Below are 21,102 nucleotides of genomic sequence, written 5' to 3'. Positions count from 1 at the left end.
GGCTTGCGACAAGTGCCGCCTATCTCTGTCTTCGACGCCACGGAACGGCGCCCGGACACACGATAAAGGAGCATTCTATGTTCAGGAAGATCATCATGGCCCTGGCCACCACCACCCTGGTCGCCAGCCCCATCGTCGCCGCGCAGGCGCAGGCTGCCCCCTATCATGGCGGCCAGCATCGCCAGGAAGTCAGCCGCACGGTCATCAAGGAAAAGCCCAACGGCCGCACCGTCGTGAAGAAGCAGACCGTCGTGCGCAAGGCCACGCCGCGCCGCTGGGCCAAGGGGCAGCGTTTCGACCGCCGCTATGCCACCAACTATCGGGTCGTGAGCAATTATCGCGACTATCGTCTGTCCGCCCCGCCGCGCGGCTATCATTGGGTCCGCTCGGGCAATGACGCGGTGCTGATCGCGATCACCAGCGGCCTCATCGGCGCCGTGGTCGGCGGCGCGATCCGCTGAGGACTGAAAACCCAGGAAAATGCCTCGGAGATTCCTCCGGGGCATTTGCGCGTTCAGACCAGCCCGGTCAGATAATAGACCGCGATCACCACGAAGACGGTCAGCGTCTTGATCAGGGTGAGGGCGAATATGTCCTTATAGGCCTGCCGATGGGTCAGGCCCGTCACCGCGAGCAGGGTGATGACCGCGCCATTGTGCGGCAGGCTGTCCATGCCCCCCGACGCCATGGACGCGACCCGGTGCAACACTTCGCGCGGGATGCCCGCGGCGTCGCCCGCCGCCGCAAACTGCTCCGCCATCGCCGCCAGCGCGATCGACAGCCCGCCCGATGCCGATCCGGTAATGCCGGCGAGCGAGGTCACGGTGATCGCTTCATTGACCAGCGGATTGGGAATGGCTCGCAGCGCCTCCTTGACCAGCAGAAAGCCCGGCAGCGCCGCGATCACCGCGCCAAAGCCATATTCGACCGCCGTATTCATGCCCGCGAGCAGCGCCCCGCCGACCGCCGCCCTCGATCCGTCTGCGAAACGCTTCGCCACGGTCGGGAAAGCGAAGAGCAGGATCGTGCCGATCCCCAGCAGCAGCGCACCTTCCACCGCCCAGAGCGCCGATACCTGCGCCACCTTGACCGCGACCGGTTCGGCCATGCCGGGCAGCGAGAGCGTCACCGCCTCCCCGCCCACCCAGCGCGGGATGGCCAGCGTCAGCAGCAGATTGCCAATCCCCACCACCAGCAGCGGCAGCAGCGCGATCAGCGGATGGACATCCACGCCTTCCTCGACCGGCTCCGGTTCGTTCACCAGCGTGTCCGGCGCGCCATAGCCCTCCCCCGCGGCCATCAGCCGGCGTCGGCGCCACGCCAGATAGCCAAGCCCCATCGCCGCAATGCAGACCGACCCGATCGTCCCCAGCACTGGCGCGGCCCAGGCGGTGGTGCCGAAGAAGCTGGTCGGGATGATGTTCTGGATCTGAGGCGTGCCGGGCAGCGCGTCCATGGTGAAGGTGATGGCGCCCAGACCGATGGTCGCGGGCACCAGCCGCTTGGGAATGTCGGCGCGGCGAAACATTTCGGCGGCGAAGGGATAGACAGCGAAGACCGCGACGAACACCGACACGCCGCCATAGGTCAGCAGCGCGGTCACAATCATGATCGCGGGAATGGCGCGCGCCGCGCCCACCACGCCGATCACCGCCGTCACGATGGCGCGGGAGAAACCCGATATCTCCACCAGCTTGCCGAACAGCGCGCCGAGCAGGAAGACAGGGAAATAGAGCTTCAGGAAACTCGCCACCCTCTCCATGAACAGGCCGGAAAAGGCGGCGGGGACGGCGGCCGGATCGGTCAGGAACACCGCCAGCATCGCCAGCAGCGGCGCCATCACGATGACGCTCATCCCGCGATAGGCCGCGATCATCAGCAATATCAGAGATAAAGCCGCAATTCCGACTGCCATGTTCCGCTTCCAACTCCGTTCGGCCGTTCTCTTCTTCTGCCCAGACGCGCATTAAGAAGAAAAGCAGGCCTTCGACAAGCTCAGGCCGCACGGCTTCATTGCACGTACATGGCGCGACAATGCACCCTTGCCTTTGCACCGCTTTTCCGTCATAGGCGCGCCTTCGCATCGGCCCCGAGGTGACTCGGGGGCCTTGCGAAGCATGAAGACGACAGCCGGAGGGGCGTTCCACATGGGGTGGGCGTCAGCGATCGGCCAAGAGATGAGGCTTACCCATGGCTCTTTACGAGCATGTGTTCCTTGCGCGCCAGGATCTGGCACAGGCGCAGGTGGACGCTCTGGCGGAAACCGCCACCAAGATCGTCGAGGAAAACGAAGGCAAGGTCACGAAGGTCGAGACCTGGGGCCTGCGTTCGCTCGCCTACAAGATCGCCAAGAACCGTAAGGCGCACTATGTGATGCTGAACATCGACGCCCCCGCCGGCGTCGTCGCGGAACTGGAGCGCCAGACCCAGATCAACGAAGACATCATCCGCTACATGACCGTCAAGGTCGATGCGCTGGAAGGTGGCCCGTCGGTCATGATGCGCAAGCAGGAGCGTTCGGACCGTGGCGATCGTGGCCCGCGTGGTGATCGCGGCGACCGTGGTGATCGTGGCCCGCGCCGCGAGCGCGAAGACGCTGCTGGCGAATAAGGAGATCTGAACCATGGCACGCCCGTTTTTCCGCCGCCGCAAGAGCTGCCCCTTCGCCGCCAAGGATGCGCCGAAGATCGATTATAAGGACGTCCGTCTGCTCCAGGGCTTCGTGTCCGAGCGCGGCAAGATCGTCCCCAGCCGCATTACGGCTGTGTCCGCCAAGAAGCAGCGCGAGCTGGCCCAGGCCATCAAGCGCGCCCGTCACCTGGGCCTGCTGCCCTACATCGTGAAGTAAGGGAGAAAGACCCATGGAAATCATTCTCCTCGAACGCATCGAGAAGCTGGGCGCCATCGGCGACGTCGTCACCGTGAAGGACGGCTATGCCCGCAACTTCCTGCTGCCCAACAAGAAGGCGCTGCGTTCGAACGCCGCCAACAAGAAGGTCTTCGAAGCCAACCGCGCGAAGATCGAGGCCGACAACGCCGCTCGCCGTTCGGACGCCGAAAAGGCTGCCGAAGGCGTCAACGGCAAGCAGATCGTCCTGATCCGCCAGTCGTCCAACGCCGGCCACCTTTATGGTTCGGTCGCCGTCCGTGACGTCGTGGAAGCGCTGCACGCCGAAGGCGTCACCAACGTCACCAAGGCGATGGTCGTGCTTGAACGCCCGATCAAGACCCTGGGCGTCTTCGACGTCAAGGTCGCGCTGCACCCCGAAGTGGCCGTCACCATCACGGTGAACGTCGCCCGCTCGCCGGAAGAAGCCGACCTGCAAGCGCAGGGCGTCGACGTGATGGCCGACCTGTTCGAAAAGGACGAAGCCGGCTTCACCGAAGATTATGATCCCAACGCGGAACCCGGCGAAATCGCCGCGGAAGCCGAAGAAGCCCCGGCCGAAGAAGCCTGAGCCTTCCGACAGGATCAAATGAGAAAGCCGCCCCTCACCGGGCGGCTTTTTTGTTGCCTATTGGATGCGGTTTTTTTGGGGAGGATGCCGCGGTTCCCGGCCTGCGCCTTTTCGCCATCCCTTCATCGACGGGCGGCCATCATCCACGAAACCCCGTGCGGCGCTCCCCAATGGCGTCGCACAGGTTCTGACGCTCAAGTCACCGGTGACGCCGCTTCCCCCGTTGCGGGTGCGGCGGCGGGCTTGACCGGATCGGGCGCGGATTGCGCCTTCAGGCTGGCAGCGGCCGATTGCAGAGCGATCGCGGCAGCTTCGAGCGCGGCAGCGGGCGAAGCGGACGCGGCAGGCGGAGCGGCCTGCGCGGGGCTGGCGGCGGCGACAGCCACGGTGGGAGGCTGGCCATCAGGTACGGCCTTGACCACTTCGGCTGTTACCACGGGGGCAACCATGGCGCATTCATCCCCAACACCCACCGGACGTTCGGAAAAACTGCGCGCAAGCGTCGGCAATTCCGCATCACTGGCGTTGATCGCCAATGTCAGCAGCGCATCGGCCATGTCGCAAGACCCTGGAGACTGTCGCAGAGCGGCATGGCTATTGGCCAATTTTGTGGAAAAGTCCTGATAGGCCTTATGGCCGTTATCGATACCTAATTCCCGCATATAGCGCATCTTCAATATGTTGTCATAGTTTGCGATCATATGATGTTTTTTCTCTGAGAATTCATTATATCTATCGTAAATATGACCATTGCTTGACCGGCATTTCAGAGATTGCAGCATAAGCATGGTCTGAAGTTCTCTTACCCTTGCCGCCTCCATTTCCTGTGCTTGCCAGCACGTCGTTTCGGCTAGCGCCGTTGTCGGACCTGAAACAAGCACGACAAGGCAGCAGGCGACCTTAGCCGCCATTGACAATTTTCTCATGGTGGACCTCGCAGAGTCGATACATCCCCGCTGAGGAAAGGTTAACATTTTGCCCTAAAAATGCCATTATTTTTCTCTTGACCGTGGCATTTTTAGCGCGATTTTCACTATCGCACCTGCGAAGAATTTTTTCAGGATAGCGCGGTCGCAAACGGAAAAGATGCGATCGGCGTAACCCTGCTTGGAGTGGCCGAAATCGCTCCGAAAGCGCCTTCAATCACGGGCGCGCTTCCGTCGCGTTTCCCAGCCCTTCTTCGCTGCGGCGGAACGATCGGCTGCCGAACGCCGTGCGGAGGCCGCGCCGCCCTTGCGCCCACCCTTGCGCGACGAGACATGGGTGTCGGGCTTGCCGCGACCCGAGCCGGACTTGTTGCCGCCGCCCGATTCCCGGTTCACCGTCGCCCAGGCGCGGCGTTCCGCCTCCTTGTGGCCGACGCCGCGATCCTCATAGCCTTCCTCGATATGCTGCGCCTTGCGCTTCTGCTTGTCGGTATAGCTGCTCTTGTCGCCCTGGGGCATGGCTCGTCTCCTTACATCCCCGCCCCTCCTCAACACGCCGCGCGCGCGGCGGTTCATATGGATGCGATATCGTCACGACGGAGCGGAACGGGCAACGTCGATGCGCGTTCGCCCTTCATGGAAGACCGTTCCCTGATCGAAAGGCTGGCCCGTCATCTCGCCGCGGCGGAACCGGAAAATTGGCCCGTCCGGGTGGAGGATGCCGCCAGCATCCTGGCCCTGATCAAGGAGCCGGACGTCGCCATGCGCGCGGTGGGCGACCCGGATATCTGGCGCGAGATGATCGATGCGGCGCTGCGCGAGCGCTGGAGCGTCGGACCGCTTGCCGCGGATGACGATGCCCCGTTAGGATCAGATGAGGAAGGCGAGATTCGCCTGACGCCCGACACCGTGCGGGGCGATCACGCCGATTGGGTTCATCTTCATCCCGGGCAGGAGAAGCAAGCATGAAGGGGCTGTTGAAACTGGCCATCGTCACCGGCCTTGGCGCGATTGCGTTCAAGGGCTGGCGTGAGTGGATGGGCGATGGCCGGGAGCCGGACGATCGCGGGCCGGTCGGATCATCGGGCGTCGTCCGCGACGCCGGACCGCAACATGGCATCGCGCCCCATGATTGGGACAAGGTCGATGAGCAATCGGACGAAAGCTTCCCGGCCAGCGACCCGCCCGGAAACTTCTGAGCCTCTATTCCCGAACCGACACAGTCCATTGCTCCTCTGATGCGCGCCCTCTATGAGGCTGACGCAAGGGCGTTTTCGTCCGTAACAGGGGAAAGATTGATATGCCTTCGGGTCTGATCGCGCTGCTCGACGATGTAGCGGGCATTGCCAAGCTGACCGCGACCTCGCTGGACGATGTCGCGGCGGCCGCCGGCAAGGCCGGGTCGAAGGCCGCGGGCGTGGTGATCGACGACGCCGCCGTCACCCCCAAATATGTGATGGGCCTGACCCCCGACCGCGAACTGCCCATCATCTGGAAGATCGCCAAGGGATCGCTGCGCAACAAGCTGCTTTTCCTGCTGCCCGCCGCGCTGCTGATGAGCGCCTTCGCGCCCTGGCTGTTGCCGCCGCTGCTGATGCTGGGCGGCGCCTTTCTCTGTTTCGAGGCGGTCGAAAAGCTGCTGGAGGCGCTCCAGGGCGGCCATGACGTGGCGGAAGAAGCGCTGGAGACCCATAGTTCGGCCGAACTTGAGAACCAGAAGGTGTCGGGCGCGATCCGCACCGACTTCATCCTGTCGGGCGAGATCATGGCGATCGCGCTGGGCACGGTCGCGACCGAGCCGGTGTGGGAACAGGCCATCATATTGGTGGTCGTCGCCATCCTGATCACCGCCGGCGTCTATGGCGTTGTCGGCCTGATCGTGAAGATGGACGATATCGGCCTGCACCTCGCCAAGCGCGAGTCCAACGGCACGCAAGCGCTCGGCCACGCTCTGGTAAAGGCGATGCCGATCCTGATGTCGATCCTGTCGGTGGTCGGCACGGCCGCCATGCTGTGGGTGGGCGGCGGCCTGATCGTCCATGGGCTGCATGAGTTCCACCTGGATCTGATCCCCGGCGCGATCCACCATGTCGCGGAAGACGCCGCCCATGCCGTGCCCGCGATCGGCGGCTTTCTCGACTGGCTGGTCAACGCCATCGGCGGCGCGATCGTCGGGCTGGTGGTCGGCGGGATCATTGTCGGGGTGCTGCATCTGTTCCCATCCAAAAAGCATTGACCTCCATCCAGCCGTTCCGCCCTTCGACATTCAAACGAGACAAGTGGCTCGTTTGAACAGGGCGAACGGATCATATTTGACAGCTTACCGGATAGATTGACGTGACTCATCCCTCCCCCTGGCGCATCGAGGCTGGTGCGCTGATCGCGCTGGCGCTGCCGATGATCGCAGGCAATATCGCCTGGTCGGCGATCGCCGCCACCGATCTGCTGCTGCTCGGCCGCCGGGGCGCGGAGAGCGTCGCGGCCGGCGCGCTTGCCATCAACCTGTTCCATGCGCTGCTGATCTTCGGCATGGGCCTCGTCACCGCCGCCTCGCCGCTGATCGCCAGCGAACGGGGACGCCGCCGGCATAGCGTGCGTGACGTGCGCCGCACCGTCCACCAGACCTTGCGCGCCGCCGTCTTCTTCGTCCTGCCCGCCTGGGCGATCCTGTGGGAATGCGAGACGATCCTGCTCGCCATGGGGCAGCAGGCGGACCTCGCCCATGAAGCCGGCCAGTTGATGCGCGGGCTGCAATGGGCGTTGCTGCCCTTTCTCTGCTTCACCACGCTGCGCAACTTCATCGCCGCGCTGGAACGGCCGATCTGGGGCCTGGTCATCATGCTCGCGGCCATCCCTTTGAACGTGCTGATGGGCTGGGCGCTGATCTTCGGCCATCTCGGCTTCCCGGCGCTCGGGCTGTTCGGGGCGGGCCTCGCCAGCAGCCTCTCCTCCAGCTTCCTGTTCCTCGGACTGCTCATCGTCATCCTGATCGACCGGCGTTTCCGCCGCTACAGGCTGATGGGCCGCTTCTGGACCCGCGACCGCGAACGGCACCGGCAGGTCTGGGCGCTGGGCCTGCCCATCGCGATCACGCTGGGGTTCGAAACGACCGTGTTCAACGCCTCGGCCTTCCTGATGGGGTTGATCGGCCGCGATTCGCTTGCCGCCCATGCCGTCGCGATCCAGATCGCCGCTCTGGTTTTCATGGTGCCGATGGGCATCGGTCAGGCGGCCACCGTGCGCGTCGGCATGGCCTATGGCCGCAAGGACCATGCCGGCATCGGCCGCGCCGGCTGGCTGGCGCTGCTGATCGGCACCGGCTTCGCCTTTTGCGCCGCCGCGCTGCTGATCCTGATGCCGCGCACGCTGGTCTCTGCCTTTCTCGACCTGTCCGACCCGGCCAATGCCCGCACCGCCAGCCTCGCCGTCAGCTTCCTTGCGGTTGCTGCCCTGTTCCAGCTGGTCGACGCGGCGCAGGCGGTGGGCGCGGGCGTGCTGCGCGGGGTGCAGGACACCAAGGTGCCGATGATCTTCGCGCTGATCGGCTATTGGGTGGTGGGCATCGGCGTCGGCACTTTGCTCGCCTTCCCCCTGCATATGGAGGGGGTCGGCATCTGGCTGGGGCTGGCCAGCGGCTTGGGCGCGGTGGCGCTGCTGCTCATCACCCGTTGGAGCCTGCGCGCGCGGCTGGGGCTGCTGCCCGCCTGAACGCTTCGTCCCGTCGATTGCACGGGAAGGATATGGTGCGGCGCACAAAGCAATTGAAAGAATCACGAAAATCGGTCAGGGAAAACCGATCATGCAAGCCCCGACCGAGATTTTTGAAGCGATCGCGCTCCAGAAGTGCCTGAAGGTGACCTATAACAAAATGGTCGTCACCCTGGCGCCGCACATTCTCTACACGCGCCATGACGAGATGTATATCGACGCGGTGACAACGGACCGCGACGGCCGCCCCCCGCGCGAGCTGAAGCTCGGCACCTTCAAGCTGACGGGCCTGTCCGACCTTCAGGTCTTGGACGAGACGTTCGAAGCAATGTACGGCCTCTACAATGACGGCGACGACAAATATAAGGACGTGACGCTGTTCGCCGTGACGCCCGAAAGCCAGGCCGCCTGATCCGCTACCCGTTCGTTTCGAACACAGTCGGGAAATAATAGCCGCTTCACGACACGCTGACAGCCAAGGGCGGTTGGGGACATCGCCCCAACTCCGCCCGCCTCATTTCTTCAGCCTGTATCCCGTGCGGAACATCCAGCCGATGATCGCGATGCAGACCGTCAGCATCCCCGCCACGAACAGCAGGCTGAACTCGATCCCCACATCACCCCGGCCGAAGAAGGTCCAGCGAAAACCCGAGATCAGATAGACGATCGGGTTGAACAGGGTGATGGTCCGCCACGGCTCGGCCAGCATATGGACCGAATAGAAAGCGCCGCCCAGAAAGGTCATCGGCATGATCAGCAGCAGCGGGATGACCTGCAACTGCTCGAAACTCTGCGCCCAGATGCCGAGGATGAAACCGAACAGGCAGAAGCTGACCGCGATCAGCACCATGAAGCCGACCATGGCGAAGGGATGCGCCACCGGCACGGCGACGAACAGATGGGCGGTCAGGAAGATGATGCTGCCCACGATCAGCGACTTGGTCGCCGCCGCACCGACATAGGCGATGATTGTCTCGGTGGCCGACACCGGCGCCGACAGCAGTTCGTAGATGGTGCCGGTGAATTTGGGCATGTAGATGCCGAAGCTGGCGTTGAAGATGCTTTCGGTGAACATCGACATCATGATGAGGCCCGGCACGATGAAGGCGGCATAGGGGATGCCATCCACCTCCGTCATGCGCGAGCCGATCGCGCCGCCGAACACCACGAAATAGAGCGATGTGGTGATGACCGGCACCAGCAGCCCCGTCAGCAGGGTGCGGCGGAAGCGATGCAGTTCGAACTTGTAGATGGACGCAATGGCGCGCAGATTCTGGAGACTCATGCGGCCTTCTCCTGATGGACCAGCTCCACGAAAATATCCTCCAGGCTGCTCTGTTTCGTGTTCAGATCCTTATAGGCGATGCCGAGGTCGCCCAGTTGGCGCAGCAACGAGGACACGCCGGTCCGCTCCGCCTGGGTATCGAAAATATAGTCGATCTCATGGCCGTCGTCGCCCAGCGTCACGTCCCATTGGGCCAGTTCCGTCGGCAGCGCCGCGATCGGGTCGGCCAGCACCACCGTCAGCGTCTTCTTGCCCAGCTTCTTCATGAGGGCGGTCTTTTCCTCGACCAGCATCAGTTCGCCCTTGTTGATGACGCCCACACGGTCGGCCATTTCCTCAGCCTCCTCGATATAATGGGTGGTCAGGATGATGGTGACGCCGGTCTGGCGCAGTTCGCCGATCAGCTTCCACATATCGCGGCGCAGTTCGACGTCGACGCCCGCGGTCGGTTCGTCCAGAAACAGCACGCGCGGTTCGTGGCTCAGCGCCTTGGCGATCATCACGCGCCGCTTCATGCCGCCCGACAGTTCGAGGATCTTGTTGTTGCGCTTGTCCCACAGCGACAGGTCGCGCAATATCCTTTCGACATGGGCGTCGTCACGCGGCTTGCCGAACAGGCCGCGGCTGAAGGTCACGGTGTCGATGACCCGCTCGAACTGGTCGGTGCTCAGTTCCTGCGGCACCAGCCCGATCGCCGTGCGCGCGCCGCGATAGTCGCGTACGATGTCATGCCCGGCCACGACCACGCTGCCGCCGCTCGCGCGCGCAATACCGCAGATGATGGAAATCATCGTCGTCTTGCCCGCGCCGTTCGGCCCTAGCAGCGCGAAGATTTCGCCTTCCTCGATCGTGAGGTCGACGCCCTTCAGCGCCTCGAAACCCGACGCATAGCGTTTCGTCAGGCCCTTGATTTCAATGATGGATGCCATGGATGGCTCTGCCCCTTTCGCTTAGCCGAGAAGATAGGGCCGCAACGCCATGATGCAACCGCCTCTAAAACATTGCGCCAGCGACATGATCGGCATAGCGTCCGCTTCCCATAAGCGGAGAAGGCCCATGAAAAAGGCAGTCCTGTTTCTCTCGATCGCGCTCGTCGTCACCCCCGACATCGCTCTGGCCCAGCAACAGCAGGATCGGTTGCAAAGGCCGTCCCAACCGACGACGCGCCCTGCCCCGCCGTCCCGTCCGAATCCATCTCGACCTCAACCGCCCCGACCGCAACCACCCCGCCCCGGCGGTCCTGCCGTGCAGCCCGTCCGTCCAGGTGGCCCCTCCATCCAGCCGCCACGCCCCGGTACGGGCGGCCCCGCCATCCAGCCGCCACGTCCCGGCAAACCGCAACCATCGCGCCCGGTGAAGCCGCTGCCGCCGCATCGTCCCGGCGCGGGCCGCCCGCCACATTTCAAACCGATCCACCGGCCCGGCTTCCAATATCCGCACGGATATCGCTATCGCCGCTGGACCATTGGCCTGCTGCTGCCGACGATCTTCCTGTCGTCGCGCTATTATTACAATGATTACAGCTATCTGGGCGTCGGCGCGCCGCCCTATGGCTATCGCTGGGTGCGCTATGGCCCCGACCTGCTGCTCGTCCGCACCCGCACGCGCAAGATCGTCGATGTGATCTACGGCGCCTTCTACTGACAAACGAAAGGGGCCGCGTCGTCCGACGCGCGCCCCTTTTTCCTGTTCGTGCTATTCGCCCCGGCGAAAGAAGCGGAAGACCGTCGCCGGCGGGAAGTTGCGCACCGTCTGGCCGGCGCGCACGACGTCCAGGTCCAACGCATCCAGCAGTTCGCGATTGACCGGCGGGCGCATGGAATAAGTGAATTGCACGAAGCTGCCACCCGGCTTCAACATGCGGAAGGCTTCGGACAGGATGTCGACATGCATCCGCCGGTCCATCGCCAGCAGCGGCAGGCCGCTCACCACCGTCTGATAGTCGCCCGGCTCGCCAGCCGTCGCGGTCGACACGATCTGCGCCGGGGTTTCCAGCACCGAGACATGAGGGAAATGGCGACGAAGGCCGCGCGCGAAGGCGGGGTTGATCTCCACCACTTCCAGCTTTTCGGGCGGCAGGCCGGTTTCCAGGATGGCGCGGGTGAAGACGCCGGTCCCCCCGCCCAGTTCCAGCACGCGGCCGTCCTGCGGATCGATCTGCGCCACCATCAGCCGCGCGAGATAGCGGCTCGACGGCACGACCGAGGCGGTCTGGCGCGGCTTCTTCACCCAGGCGGCGAGAAAATCCAGATATTCCGTTGCCCGCGCGCGAAATTCACCGCTGGGCAGGGCGATTGCCCGGCTGCGCTTGGGCTTATGCTGCATGGGCGAAATGCGACCGCTCTCTATCCATCGCGACTCCCTTAGCGAGGTCGAGAGGCCACGTCGATTGACTTTAAGATATCGACCCTTTCCTGCAACCAATCGGCTACCGCGCCGATCCGCGCCAGCCGCCGCATGTCGCCCTGCATGACCAGCCAGAAACTGCGTATGATCTCCACCCGATCGGACATCAGTGGCATCAGGCCGGGATCGCGCCGGCCTATGAAATCGGGCAGCACGCCAATCCCGGCGCCTTCGGCGATCATCCGCTGCTGCATGATGATGCTGGTCGATCGCAAATTGGCCTCCAGCCCCGCTTCCACCTCGTCCAGATAGTCGAGTTCGGGAGAGAAGATGAATTCCGGCACATAGCCGATCAGCGTATGGTCGCGCAGGTCGGCGGCCCGGCCCGGCCGGCCGACCCGCTCCAGATAGGCGGGCGACGCATAGAGATGCAGCCGATAGTCGCCCAGCCGCCGCACCGTCAGCCGTCCGCGCTGCGGCCGCGCCAGCATCACCGCCATGTCGGCTTCACGCTTGGAGGGATTGAGGAAGCCCGATGCGGTGATGATGTCGAGGCGGATGCCCGGATGCCGTCGGTTGAAATCGCCCATCCCCGGCGCGAGCACCCAGGTGCCGAAACCCTCCGCCACCGACAGCCTGACCTGGCCGCTGAGCTTGCGTTCCTGCCCGTTCACCTGCTCGATCGCCGCCAGCGCCGCGCTCTCCGCCGCTTCGGCATGGCCCAGCAACTCCTGCCCGCGCGACGTCAGCGACCGTTCGCCCGCTCCCATCTCGAACAATTCGGCGTCGAGCGCCTTTTCCAGTCGCGCCAGCCGCCGCGCGATGGTCGTCGCGTCGATCCCCAGCGCCCGTGCCGCCGGCGCGACCTTCCGCGCCCGCGCCACCGCCAGAAACACGCGGAGGTCATCCCAGTCGAACATGCCGCCCCTTGCCGCTGCATAATTGCAGCATCGCCATGCAATAGTCCGCTGTTGCTTGCAATAACGCCGGAGGTCTAAAAGACGGCAACCAAGGAGAGGCCAATGAAAGGACAACTCCCGATGCGTGAAATTTCGCACAAGCTCGCTTTCGCCCATGACGCCGCGCCGACGCGCACCAGCGACGTGTTCGATCCCAATAATGGCAGCGTGCAGGCCCGCGTCGCGCTCGGCGACGCCGCGCTTCTCGACAAGGCCGTCGAAGCCGCGAAGAAGGCGCAGCCCGCCTGGGCTGCCGTCAATCCACAGCGCCGCGCCCGCGTCATGTTCAACTTCAAGGCGCTGGTCGAAAAGCATATGGACGAGCTGGCGCACCTACTCAGCTCCGAACATGGCAAGGTGATCGCGGACTCGAAGGGCGACATTCAGCGCGGGCTGGAGGTCATCGAATTCTGCTGCGGCATCCCCCATGTGCTGAAGGGCGAATATACCCAGGGCGCGGGTCCGGGCATCGACGTCTACAGCTTCCGCCAGCCGATCGGCATCGGCGCGGGCATCACGCCCTTCAACTTCCCCGGCATGATCCCGCTGTGGATGTCGGGCGTCGCCATCGCCACCGGCAACGCCTTCATCCTCAAGCCCTCGGAACGCGACCCATCGGTGCCCGTCCGCCTTGCCGAACTCTTCCTGGAAGCCGGCCTGCCCGAAGGCATTCTTCAGGTCGTCCAGGGCGACAAGGAGATGGTCGACGCGATCCTCGACCATCCCGATATCGGTGCGATCAGCTTCGTCGGTTCGTCCGACATCGCCCATTATGTCTACAAGCGCGGCGTCGACAACGGCAAGCGCGTGCAGGCCATGGGCGGCGCGAAGAATCATGGCATCGTCATGCCGGACGCGGACCTCGACCAGGTGGTGAACGACCTGGCCGGCGCCGCCTTCGGGTCGGCGGGCGAGCGCTGCATGGCGCTCCCCGTCGTGACCCCGGTGGGTGAGAAGACGGCGATCGCGCTGCGTGAAAAGCTGATCCCGGCGATCGAGGCTCTACGTGTCGGCGTGTCGACCGATCCCGAAGCCCATTATGGTCCGGTCGTCACCGCCGCGCACAAGGCGAAGATCGAAAGCTATATCCAGATGGGCGTCGATGAAGGCGCCGAACTGGTGGTCGACGGCCGTGGTTTCAAGCTGCAAGGCCATGAGGAAGGCTTCTTTGTCGGCCCGACCTTGTTCGACCATGTGAAGCCGACCATGCGTTCCTACAGGGAAGAGATTTTCGGCCCCGTGCTCCAGATGGTGCGAGCGGAGAGCTTTGAGGAGGCGCTCGCCCTCCCCAGCCAGCATCAATATGGCAATGGCGTCGCTATCTTCACCCGCAACGGCCATGCCGCGCGGGAGTTCGCGGCGCGCGTCAATGTCGGCATGGTCGGCATCAACGTGCCGATCCCGGTGCCGGTCGCCTATCACAGCTTCGGCGGCTGGAAGCGTTCGGCCTTCGGCGACACCAACCAGCACGGCATGGAAGGCGTGAAGTTCTGGACCAAGGTCAAGACCATCACCCAGCGCTGGCCCGACGGCGGGGTGGGCGACGCGGCGAACGCCTTCGTCATCCCGACCATGGGGTGAGGGGATGGGGGGAGGCACTGCCCTCCTCCCCTTCCCGTCATGCTGACGAAAGTCAGCATCCATTGTCTCTACGGCAAAGGCTCAAAACCCAGCATGATGGCCCGATATTCCCAGAAGGGATTTTCCTTCTCGATCAACGCGACCTTCCAGTCGCGCCGCCAAGCCTTCAACCGCTTCTCGCGTGAAATCGCCACTTCCATCGTATCGGCGACCTCGAAATGAACCAGCCGCTTCACGCCATAGCGCGACGTGAATCCGTCGATCATGCTGGAGCGATGCTGATGCAGGCGCGCCATCAGGTCGGACGTGACCCCGATATAGATGATGCCGTGACGCCCGCTGGCAAGGATGTAGACGCAAGGTTGACGATCCATTCCAATGCCGCGTTAATGGATGGAATTTTTTGCATGGGCAAGTCATCATGACCCAATTCGACCTGACCGACGACCAGCGCGCGATCCAGGAGATGGCGCGGCGCTTCACCGCGGACGCCATCACGCCCCACGCAGGCGAATGGGACGAGAAGCATATCTTCCCCCGCGACACGATCCGCGCGGCGGCGGAACTGGGCTTCGGCGGCATCTATGTGTCGGAAGCGGCCGGCGGGATCGGCCTGGGGCGGCTGGAGGCGGCGCTGATCATGGAGGCGATGGCCTATGGCTGCCCCTCGACCAGCGCCTTCATCTCGATCCACAATATGGGCGCCTGGATGATCGACCGCTTCGGGTCGCAGGCGGTGAAGGACAAATATCTGCCCGACCTCGTCCCCATGGCGCGCATGGCAAGTTATTGCCTGACGGAGGCGGGCGCAGGCTCCGATGCGGCCAGCCTCAAGACCCGCGCGGTCAGGGATGGCGACCATTATGTCGTCACCGGCTCCAAGCAATTCATCTCCGGCGGCGGCGAGAATGAGGTCTATGTCGTCATGGTCCGCACCGGAGAGGACGGCCCCAAGGGCATCTCTTGCCTGGTCATCGAAAAGGACATGCCCGGCGTCAGCTTCGGCGCGCAGGAGCGCAAGCTGGGCTGGCATTCGCAACCCACCGCGCAGGTCAATTTCGACGGCGTGCGCGTGCCGGTGGACAATCTGGTCGGCGGCGAAGGCGAAGGCTTCCGCATCGCGATGATGGGGCTGGATGGCGGCCGGCTCAATATCGGCGCCTGCTCGCTGGGCGGCGCGCAGCGGTGCATCGACGAGGCGGTGCAATATACCAAGGACCGCAAGCAGTTCGGCCAGTCCATCGCCGATTTCCAAAATACCCAGTTCATGCTGGCCGACATGCAGACCGAACTGGAGGCGGCCCGCACCCTGCTTTATGCCGCCGCGGTCAAGGTGACGGAGAATGCACCGGACAAGACCCGCTTCGCCGCGATGGCGAAACGACTTGCCACCGACACCGGATCGTCGGTGGTCGACCGCGCACTGCAACTCCATGGCGGCTACGGCTATCTGATGGACTATCCGATCGAGCGCTTCTGGCGCGACCTGCGGGTGCATTCGATCCTGGAAGGCACCAACCAGATCATGCGGATGATCGTGGCGCGGGACATGCTGCGGCAATGACTTTCCTGCCGTTCGGTTCGAGCTTGTCGAGAACCGGCCGCAAAGTTCTCGACAGGCTCGAACCGAACGGATTTGAGGAGCAGATATGACAGACCAGGTTCTGACCTTCATCGAAAATGGCGTCGGTCGCATCCGGCTCAACCGGCCCAAGGCGATCCATGCGCTGACGCCGGAAATGTGCGACGCCATCAACGACGCGCTGCTCGGCTGGGCGCGGGACGACAGCGTCATCGCGGTGATGATCGACCATAGTGAAGGACGGGGCTTCTGCGCGGGCGGCGACATCGCGCTGATCGCCAACAGCGCCAAGGCGGACTGCGTCGAGGCGGAGCGTTTCTTCACCCTCGAATATCGGATGAACCATCTGCTGTTCGTCTACCCCAAGCCGATCGCGGCCTTCATCGACGGCATCGTCATGGGCGGCGGCGTCGGCATCTCCCTCCCCGCCCGCTTCCGTATCGCGACCGAGCGCACGACCTTCGCCATGCCCGAAACCGGAATCGGCCTGTTCCCCGACGTGGGCGGCGGCTGGTTCCTGCCGCGCCTGCCCGGCCGGACCGGCGCCTGGCTGGCGGCGACCGGATCGCGGATCGACGGAGCGGATTGCGCCGCGATCGGCATCGCGACCCATTATATCGCTTCCGACAGGCTCGACGCGATCAAGGCCCGCATTCTGGCCGATCCGCTGGGTCTGGGCGAGATATTGGACGAAAATGCGGAAGCGCCGCCGCCGTCGAAACTGGCGGCGCATCGCGACGAGATCGACCGGCTGTTTGCCTCCGACAAGGCCGAGGAGATCGTCGCCGCGCTCACGGCCGATGGCGGGGAATGGGCCACGAAGCAACTGGCCGTGCTCGCCACCAAGTCGCCCCAGACGATCAAGGTCGCGCTGCGCCAACTGGCCGAGGGCGCCGGGAAGACCGACTTCGCCGACAATATGGCGATGGAGTTCGGCCTTGCCTGCGCGATCATCCGACGGCCCGATTTCGTCGAGGGCGTGCGCGCCGTGATCTTCGACAAGGATAATGCGCCAAGCTGGAACCCGCCCACGCTGGAAGAAGCGACCGACGCGATGATCGATGCGATCTTCGCGCCGCTGCCGCCGGAAAAGCAATGGACGCCGCTGCCGGAAGCCGCCGCGATCCGCGTCTGAGATATATCTGAGAGAGGAAGCCCGGAACATGACCCAGACGATCGCCTTTATCGGCCTTGGAAACATGGGCGGCGGCATGGCCGCCAATCTGCTGAAGAACGGCTATGCCGTCCGCGCCTTCGACCTGTCGGAAGACGCACTGGCCAAGGCGGAAAGCCATGGCGCCGCCCGGGCGGCCAGCGCGGCCGATGCCGTCACCGGCGCCGACGCCGTGGTGACGATGCTGCCCGCCGGCAAGCATGTCGAAAGCGTCTATGGCGAACAGGTGTTCGACGCGGCGAAGCCCGGCGCGCTGTTCCTCGACTGCTCCACCATCGACGTCGCCACCGCCCGCCGCGTGATCGAGGCGGCGAGCGCCAAGGGCTTCGAGATGGTCGATGCCCCTGTGTCCGGCGGCATCGCGGCGGCCAATGGCGGCACGCTCACCTTCATGGTCGGCGGCGCGGATACGGCCTTCGCCAAGGCCAAGCCGATCCTGAGCGCCATGGGCAAAGCGGTGATCCATGCCGGCGGCGCGGGCAATGGGCAGGCGGCCAAGATCTGCAACAATATGCTGCTGGGCGCAACCATGGTCGCCACCTGCGAAAGCTTCGCCATGGCGAAGAAACTGGGCCTCGATCCCCAGACCTTCTACGACATCAGCAGCGTCTCGTCGGGCCAGAGCTGGTCGATGACCAGCTATTGCCCCGTCCCCGGCGTCGGCCCGCAGACGCCGGCCGACAATGGCTATCAGGGCGGCTTCACGGTCGGGCTGATGCTGAAGGATCTGAAGCTGGCGACCGAAGCCGCCGCTTCGGTGGAGGCTGCGGCGCCGATGGGTAATGCCGCCGAAGCGCTTTACCAGATGCTTGCCAATCGCGGCGAGGCCGGCCGCGACTTCTCGCTGATGATCGAGATGCTGGAGGGGAAGTAAGCAAACATCTTCCGTTCGTTTCGAGCGTGTCGAGAAACAAAAAGCGCTGTACTGGCCGCTTCTCGACTTCGCTCGAAGCGAACGGAGGTTTAATGCTGAGTAATCGCGAAGACTCCAGTCGAGATGATTGCAGGCTGCTCGGCGATCAGCGGCCCTTCCAGACGCCGGGCCGCTTTTCGACGAAGGCGGTCATGCCTTCCTTCTTGTCTTCGGTCGCGGTCAGAATCTGGAACAGGCGGCGCTCGGTCAGCAGCCCCTGGGCAAGGCCCGTCTCGAACGCGATGTTGACCATTTCCTTGTTCATCATCGCGGCCATGGGCGGCATCGACGCGATGGTCGCGGCGGTCTTGAGCGCCTCGTCCAGCAGGTCGGCGGCCGGGACGATGCGGCTCACCAGCCCGGAGCGCTCGGCCTCCGCGGCGTCCATCATCCGGCCGGTCAGGCACATTTCCATCGCCTTGGCCTTGCCCACGGCGCGGGTCAGGCGTTGCGACCCGCCCATCCCCGGACCGACGCCCAGCTTGATTTCGGGCTGACCGAATTTCGCCGTGTCGCCCGCGATGATGAAATCCGCCATCATCGCCAGTTCGCAGCCGCCACCCAGCGCAAAGCCCTGCACCGCCGCGATCCACGGCTTGCGGGTCGCGACCACGCCGGTCTGCCAGCCGGAGAAGAAATCCTGGAGGAAGAAGTCGGCGGAGTCCTTCTCGACCATTTCCTTGATGTCGGCGCCCGCCGCGAACGCCTTTTCCCCGCTGCCGGTCAGGACGGCGCAAAGCTGGGTCGGGTCCGCGTCATAGGCGGCGAAGGCGGCGCTGAGGTCGGCCAGCACATGGCTGTTGAGCGCGTTCAGCGCCTGCGGCCGGTTGAGCGTGATCAGCGTCACCGCGTCGCGCTGTTCGACCAGGATCGTTTCATAGGTCATCGCCAACTCCCTTAATCCGTTCGGGACCCCTTTATGGGGAAGGCCAACGCTTCACCAGCCCCAAGTCATCGCATTTGCGCCAATGCTATCGGCACAGATGCATGAAATCCCGATCATAGCTTTTGAGGTGCGCGCCGCCGTCGACATAGAGGGTCTGGCCGGTGACGGCGGTCGCGTTCACCAGATAGAGCACGGCCTGCGCGATCTCCTCCGCCCTGGGCAGGCGCGCCAGCGGCATCATCGCACCCAGCCGCTCCATCTGCGCCTCGTCATAGTCGGGCGTCGCGATCGTCAGGCCCGGCGCCACCGCATTGACCCGGACTTTCGGCGCCAGGCTATGGGCGCTGGTGCGCGTCAGGCCGGCGAGCGCCAGCTTCGAGAGCGTATAGGCCAGCTGGTCCGAATGGGGATGGTCGATCCGCTGGTCGAGGATGTTGACGATGCAACGATCGCCCACGCCCGCCGGTACGGTCGCAAATGCCTTGGTCAGCATCGTCGGCGCCGCGCAATTGACCGCATAATGGCGCATCAGATCGTCCGCGCTCACCGTGTCCAGCCGGTCCTGGCCGAAGATGGCGGCGCTGTTGACTAGAATGTCGGGCGGACGGCCGAAACGCTCGGCCACCATCGCCACCAGTTCCTCCGCCCCTTCGGGATCGGCGAAATCGACGACGAAGCCGTCCCATTCGGTCTTCTCCTCCTCGAAGGCCAGCGCCAGATGGGAATCGAGCCGGGTATCATGGCTGCCATGGATGGCGAGCGAATGGCCCGCTCTGGCCAGCGCCGCCGCGATGATGCCGCCCAGCCGCCGGTGCCCGCCGGTGACGAGCGCAAGCCGCTTCTGCGCCAGCGGTGCGCCGACGGGCTTTGCGTCCTCCCGCGCCTTGCCGAGCGGCCGATAGGCAGGCTCCTCCGCTTCGTTCATGAGGCGATGAGCTTCAGCACTTCCTCGCGCGACTTCACATCGTCGCGGAACACGCCCAGCATACGGCTGGTCTTCATCATGACATTGGGGGTGCGCACGCCGCGCCCGGTCATGCAGCCATGGGTCGCCTCGATCACGACGGCGACGCCCTGGGGCTTCAGATTTTCCCAGATGCAGTTGGCGACTTCCGACGTCAGCCGCTCCTGCACCTGGAGCCGGTTGGCGAAGGCGTGCAGCACGCGGGCGAGCTTCGATATGCCCACCACATATTGGCCGGGCAGATAGGCGATATGCGCCCGCCCGATGATCGGCGCCATATGATGTTCGCAATGCGACTGGAACGGAATGTCCTTCAGCAGCACGACATCGTCATAGCCGCCCACTTCATGGAAGATGCGGGAGAGATGATAGCCCGGATCGTCATCATAGCCGCGGCAATATTCCTTCCATGCCCGCGCCACCCGTTCGGGCGTTTCCAGCAGGCCTTCGCGCTCCGGCGCGTCGCCCGCCCAGCGGATCAGCGTGCGGATCGCTTCGCTGACATCGGCCGGAACCGGTTCCTTGCCTTCGCCGACGGTTTCGGCATCGAGGTCATATGCCATGAACAGGGCCACTCCTTATGCTGTTGGCCCCGCATATGGCGACTCGGTTCCGCTATGGCCAGCCCTTTTGGCCCCGCTGGACACAAGATCGCGCTAGTGGCACATCGGAGCCAAAAGAGGTCGCAAACAAAATAATGCCAGTCCGTTTTACACGCCATGCGCACTGAACGTATCGCGGCCGTCCTGCTGGCGGCCGGCACATCGTCCCGCTTCGGCGAGGAAGACAAGCTGATGGCGGACCTGCGCGGCAAGCCGGTGGCGGCGCACACGCTGGAAACGGTGGCGTCCATGGCCTTCGCCGAACTGGTCGCGGTCGTGCGCCCGATCGAGCTGGCGCCGGTGCTCCATCGCAAGCTCGACCGGCGCGGCTACAGCATATTGGTCAATGACCGCCCGGAGGACGGCATATCGGGCAGCATCATCCGCGCGGTCGAGCATGTGATGCCGATCCAGCGCATTCGCGGCATCCTGATCTGCCTGGCCGACATGCCCGACGTGCCGCCCAGCCATTATAACCGCATCTGCATGGCGGCGGAGGATGTCCGATCGGTGGTGGCCAGCACCGACGGCTTCTCCTCCTCCCCGCCCGCCTTCATCGGCCGCAAGCATTTCCCCGAACTGTTGGCGCTCAAGGGCGACCAGGGCGCACGCGCGTTGCTGAGCCACGGCCTCCAGATCGAAACGACGGGCGCGATCCTGCACGATATCGACACGCCGGAGGATCTGGCGGGCGGACGGTCGGTGACGCCGGCCTGAG

At 64.3% G+C, this 21,102-nt stretch carries 26 protein-coding genes; 15 read left to right on the top strand and 11 right to left on the bottom strand.

Features of this window, described 5'->3' with window-relative positions:
* The first annotated feature begins 77 nt into the window (after positions 1-77).
* Complete coding sequence (locus tag AC58EF_RS12820; protein WP_497276701.1) at positions 78-461, top strand: RcnB family protein; 384 nt, start codon at positions 78-80, stop codon at positions 459-461.
* A gap of 53 nt (positions 462-514) precedes the next feature.
* On the opposite strand, the gene AC58EF_RS12815 is transcribed toward AC58EF_RS12820, so the two are convergent.
* Positions 515-1,915 (bottom strand): GntP family permease, encoded by a 1,401-nt coding sequence (locus tag AC58EF_RS12815; protein WP_497276700.1) that lies wholly within the window; start codon positions 1,913-1,915, stop codon positions 515-517.
* A 275-nt stretch (positions 1,916-2,190) separates the two neighbouring features.
* On the opposite strand from AC58EF_RS12815, the gene rpsF reads away from it, so the two are divergent.
* The 3 genes from rpsF to rplI are packed head-to-tail and all read left to right on the top strand — an operon-like array spanning position 2,191 to position 3,458.
* Positions 2,191-2,610, top strand: a complete 420-nt coding sequence (gene rpsF / locus AC58EF_RS12810; protein ID WP_497276699.1) for a 30S ribosomal protein S6 — start codon at positions 2,191-2,193, stop codon at positions 2,608-2,610.
* A 13-nt stretch (positions 2,611-2,623) separates the two neighbouring features.
* Positions 2,624-2,848 carry a 30S ribosomal protein S18 gene (rpsR, locus tag AC58EF_RS12805; protein WP_004212076.1) on the top strand — a complete coding sequence of 75 codons (225 nt, stop codon included), beginning with the start codon at positions 2,624-2,626 and terminating at the stop codon, positions 2,846-2,848.
* 13 nt (positions 2,849-2,861) lie between these two features.
* A complete protein-coding gene (gene rplI, locus AC58EF_RS12800; protein ID WP_497276696.1) occupies positions 2,862-3,458 on the top strand; it encodes a 50S ribosomal protein L9 in 597 nt (198 codons plus the stop codon).
* A 194-nt stretch (positions 3,459-3,652) separates the two neighbouring features.
* On the opposite strand, the gene AC58EF_RS12795 is transcribed toward rplI, so the two are convergent.
* Complete coding sequence (locus AC58EF_RS12795) at positions 3,653-4,246, bottom strand: hypothetical protein (RefSeq protein ID WP_497276695.1); 594 nt, start codon at positions 4,244-4,246, stop codon at positions 3,653-3,655.
* 351 nt (positions 4,247-4,597) lie between these two features.
* Entirely contained in the window at positions 4,598-4,903 is a 306-nt protein-coding gene (locus tag AC58EF_RS12790) for a plasmid stabilization protein (protein ID WP_497276693.1), read from the bottom strand.
* Between the two features lie 117 nt (positions 4,904-5,020).
* Here AC58EF_RS12790 and AC58EF_RS12785 point away from each other — a divergent pair, with 117 nt between their 5' ends.
* From AC58EF_RS12785 to AC58EF_RS12765, 5 genes are all read left to right on the top strand, one after another.
* Positions 5,021-5,353: a hypothetical protein gene (locus tag AC58EF_RS12785; protein WP_497276692.1), complete on the top strand. Its 333-nt coding sequence runs from the start codon at positions 5,021-5,023 to the stop codon at positions 5,351-5,353.
* Positions 5,350-5,583, top strand: coding sequence for a hypothetical protein (locus tag AC58EF_RS12780; protein ID WP_497276691.1), 234 nt, complete (start codon positions 5,350-5,352; stop codon positions 5,581-5,583). Before AC58EF_RS12785 ends, AC58EF_RS12780 begins: the two co-directional genes overlap by 4 nt.
* A 101-nt stretch (positions 5,584-5,684) precedes the next feature.
* A complete protein-coding gene (locus AC58EF_RS12775) occupies positions 5,685-6,620 on the top strand; it encodes a DUF808 domain-containing protein (protein ID WP_497276690.1) in 936 nt (311 codons plus the stop codon).
* Between the two features lie 161 nt (positions 6,621-6,781).
* Complete coding sequence (locus AC58EF_RS12770) at positions 6,782-8,092, top strand: MATE family efflux transporter (protein ID WP_497276775.1); 1,311 nt, start codon at positions 6,782-6,784, stop codon at positions 8,090-8,092.
* A 91-nt stretch (positions 8,093-8,183) separates the two neighbouring features.
* Entirely contained in the window at positions 8,184-8,504 is a 321-nt protein-coding gene (locus AC58EF_RS12765) for a WYL domain-containing protein (protein WP_497276689.1), read from the top strand.
* Positions 8,505-8,606: 102 nt separating this feature from the next.
* On the opposite strand, the gene AC58EF_RS12760 is transcribed toward AC58EF_RS12765, so the two are convergent.
* Together AC58EF_RS12760 and AC58EF_RS12755 are read right to left on the bottom strand one after the other, a co-directional pair.
* The gene (locus tag AC58EF_RS12760; protein ID WP_497276688.1) at positions 8,607-9,377 is read right to left on the bottom strand and encodes an ABC transporter permease; all 771 of its coding nucleotides are present in this window, start codon (positions 9,375-9,377) and stop codon (positions 8,607-8,609) included.
* Positions 9,374-10,306 (bottom strand): ABC transporter ATP-binding protein, encoded by a 933-nt coding sequence (locus AC58EF_RS12755; RefSeq protein WP_497276686.1) that lies wholly within the window; start codon positions 10,304-10,306, stop codon positions 9,374-9,376. Before AC58EF_RS12755 ends, AC58EF_RS12760 begins: the two co-directional genes overlap by 4 nt.
* A 127-nt stretch (positions 10,307-10,433) precedes the next feature.
* Here AC58EF_RS12755 and AC58EF_RS12750 point away from each other — a divergent pair, with 127 nt between their 5' ends.
* A complete protein-coding gene (locus AC58EF_RS12750) occupies positions 10,434-11,021 on the top strand; it encodes an RcnB family protein (RefSeq protein WP_497276684.1) in 588 nt (195 codons plus the stop codon).
* A gap of 51 nt (positions 11,022-11,072) precedes the next feature.
* Here the strand turns inward: AC58EF_RS12750 and AC58EF_RS12745 are convergent, their stop codons facing one another.
* Positions 11,073-11,702 carry a class I SAM-dependent methyltransferase gene (locus tag AC58EF_RS12745; protein WP_497276682.1) on the bottom strand — a complete coding sequence of 210 codons (630 nt, stop codon included), beginning with the start codon at positions 11,700-11,702 and terminating at the stop codon, positions 11,073-11,075.
* Between the two features lie 38 nt (positions 11,703-11,740).
* Positions 11,741-12,643 (bottom strand): LysR family transcriptional regulator, encoded by a 903-nt coding sequence (locus AC58EF_RS12740; protein ID WP_497276681.1) that lies wholly within the window; start codon positions 12,641-12,643, stop codon positions 11,741-11,743.
* A gap of 120 nt (positions 12,644-12,763) precedes the next feature.
* Between AC58EF_RS12740 and AC58EF_RS12735 the strand changes: the two genes are divergently transcribed.
* On the top strand, positions 12,764-14,263 hold the full coding sequence (locus tag AC58EF_RS12735) for a CoA-acylating methylmalonate-semialdehyde dehydrogenase (RefSeq protein ID WP_497276774.1): 1,500 nt from the start codon (positions 12,764-12,766) through the stop codon (positions 14,261-14,263).
* Positions 14,264-14,331: 68 nt separating this feature from the next.
* Here the strand turns inward: AC58EF_RS12735 and AC58EF_RS12730 are convergent, their stop codons facing one another.
* On the bottom strand, positions 14,332-14,637 hold the full coding sequence (locus AC58EF_RS12730) for a GIY-YIG nuclease family protein (protein ID WP_497276680.1): 306 nt from the start codon (positions 14,635-14,637) through the stop codon (positions 14,332-14,334).
* Positions 14,638-14,684: 47 nt separating this feature from the next.
* Between AC58EF_RS12730 and AC58EF_RS12725 the strand changes: the two genes are divergently transcribed.
* The 3 genes from AC58EF_RS12725 (at position 14,685) to mmsB (ending at position 17,893) form a co-directional block, all read left to right on the top strand.
* Positions 14,685-15,827, top strand: coding sequence for an acyl-CoA dehydrogenase family protein (locus AC58EF_RS12725; protein WP_497276679.1), 1,143 nt, complete (start codon positions 14,685-14,687; stop codon positions 15,825-15,827).
* Positions 15,828-15,912: 85 nt separating this feature from the next.
* Positions 15,913-16,980 carry an enoyl-CoA hydratase/isomerase family protein gene (locus AC58EF_RS12720; protein WP_497276678.1) on the top strand — a complete coding sequence of 356 codons (1,068 nt, stop codon included), beginning with the start codon at positions 15,913-15,915 and terminating at the stop codon, positions 16,978-16,980.
* 28 nt (positions 16,981-17,008) lie between these two features.
* Positions 17,009-17,893: a 3-hydroxyisobutyrate dehydrogenase gene (mmsB, locus tag AC58EF_RS12715; protein ID WP_497276676.1), complete on the top strand. Its 885-nt coding sequence runs from the start codon at positions 17,009-17,011 to the stop codon at positions 17,891-17,893.
* 145 nt (positions 17,894-18,038) lie between these two features.
* On the opposite strand, the gene AC58EF_RS12710 is transcribed toward mmsB, so the two are convergent.
* The 3 genes from AC58EF_RS12710 to folE all read right to left on the bottom strand — a co-directional run bounded on the left by AC58EF_RS12710 (position 18,039) and on the right by folE (position 20,345).
* Complete coding sequence (locus tag AC58EF_RS12710) at positions 18,039-18,818, bottom strand: enoyl-CoA hydratase-related protein (RefSeq protein ID WP_497276675.1); 780 nt, start codon at positions 18,816-18,818, stop codon at positions 18,039-18,041.
* A gap of 85 nt (positions 18,819-18,903) precedes the next feature.
* Positions 18,904-19,743 carry an SDR family oxidoreductase gene (locus AC58EF_RS12705; protein ID WP_497276674.1) on the bottom strand — a complete coding sequence of 280 codons (840 nt, stop codon included), beginning with the start codon at positions 19,741-19,743 and terminating at the stop codon, positions 18,904-18,906.
* On the bottom strand, positions 19,740-20,345 hold the full coding sequence (folE, locus tag AC58EF_RS12700; RefSeq protein ID WP_497276673.1) for a GTP cyclohydrolase I FolE: 606 nt from the start codon (positions 20,343-20,345) through the stop codon (positions 19,740-19,742). Before folE ends, AC58EF_RS12705 begins: the two co-directional genes overlap by 4 nt.
* 156 nt (positions 20,346-20,501) lie before the next feature.
* Here folE and AC58EF_RS12695 point away from each other — a divergent pair, with 156 nt between their 5' ends.
* Complete coding sequence (locus tag AC58EF_RS12695) at positions 20,502-21,101, top strand: nucleotidyltransferase family protein (RefSeq protein WP_497276672.1); 600 nt, start codon at positions 20,502-20,504, stop codon at positions 21,099-21,101.
* Position 21,102: the final 1 nt, after the last annotated feature.

The organism is Sphingobium sp. WR1 (assembly GCF_059693745.1).
This window is presented reverse-complemented; position numbering and strand designations above follow the sequence as displayed.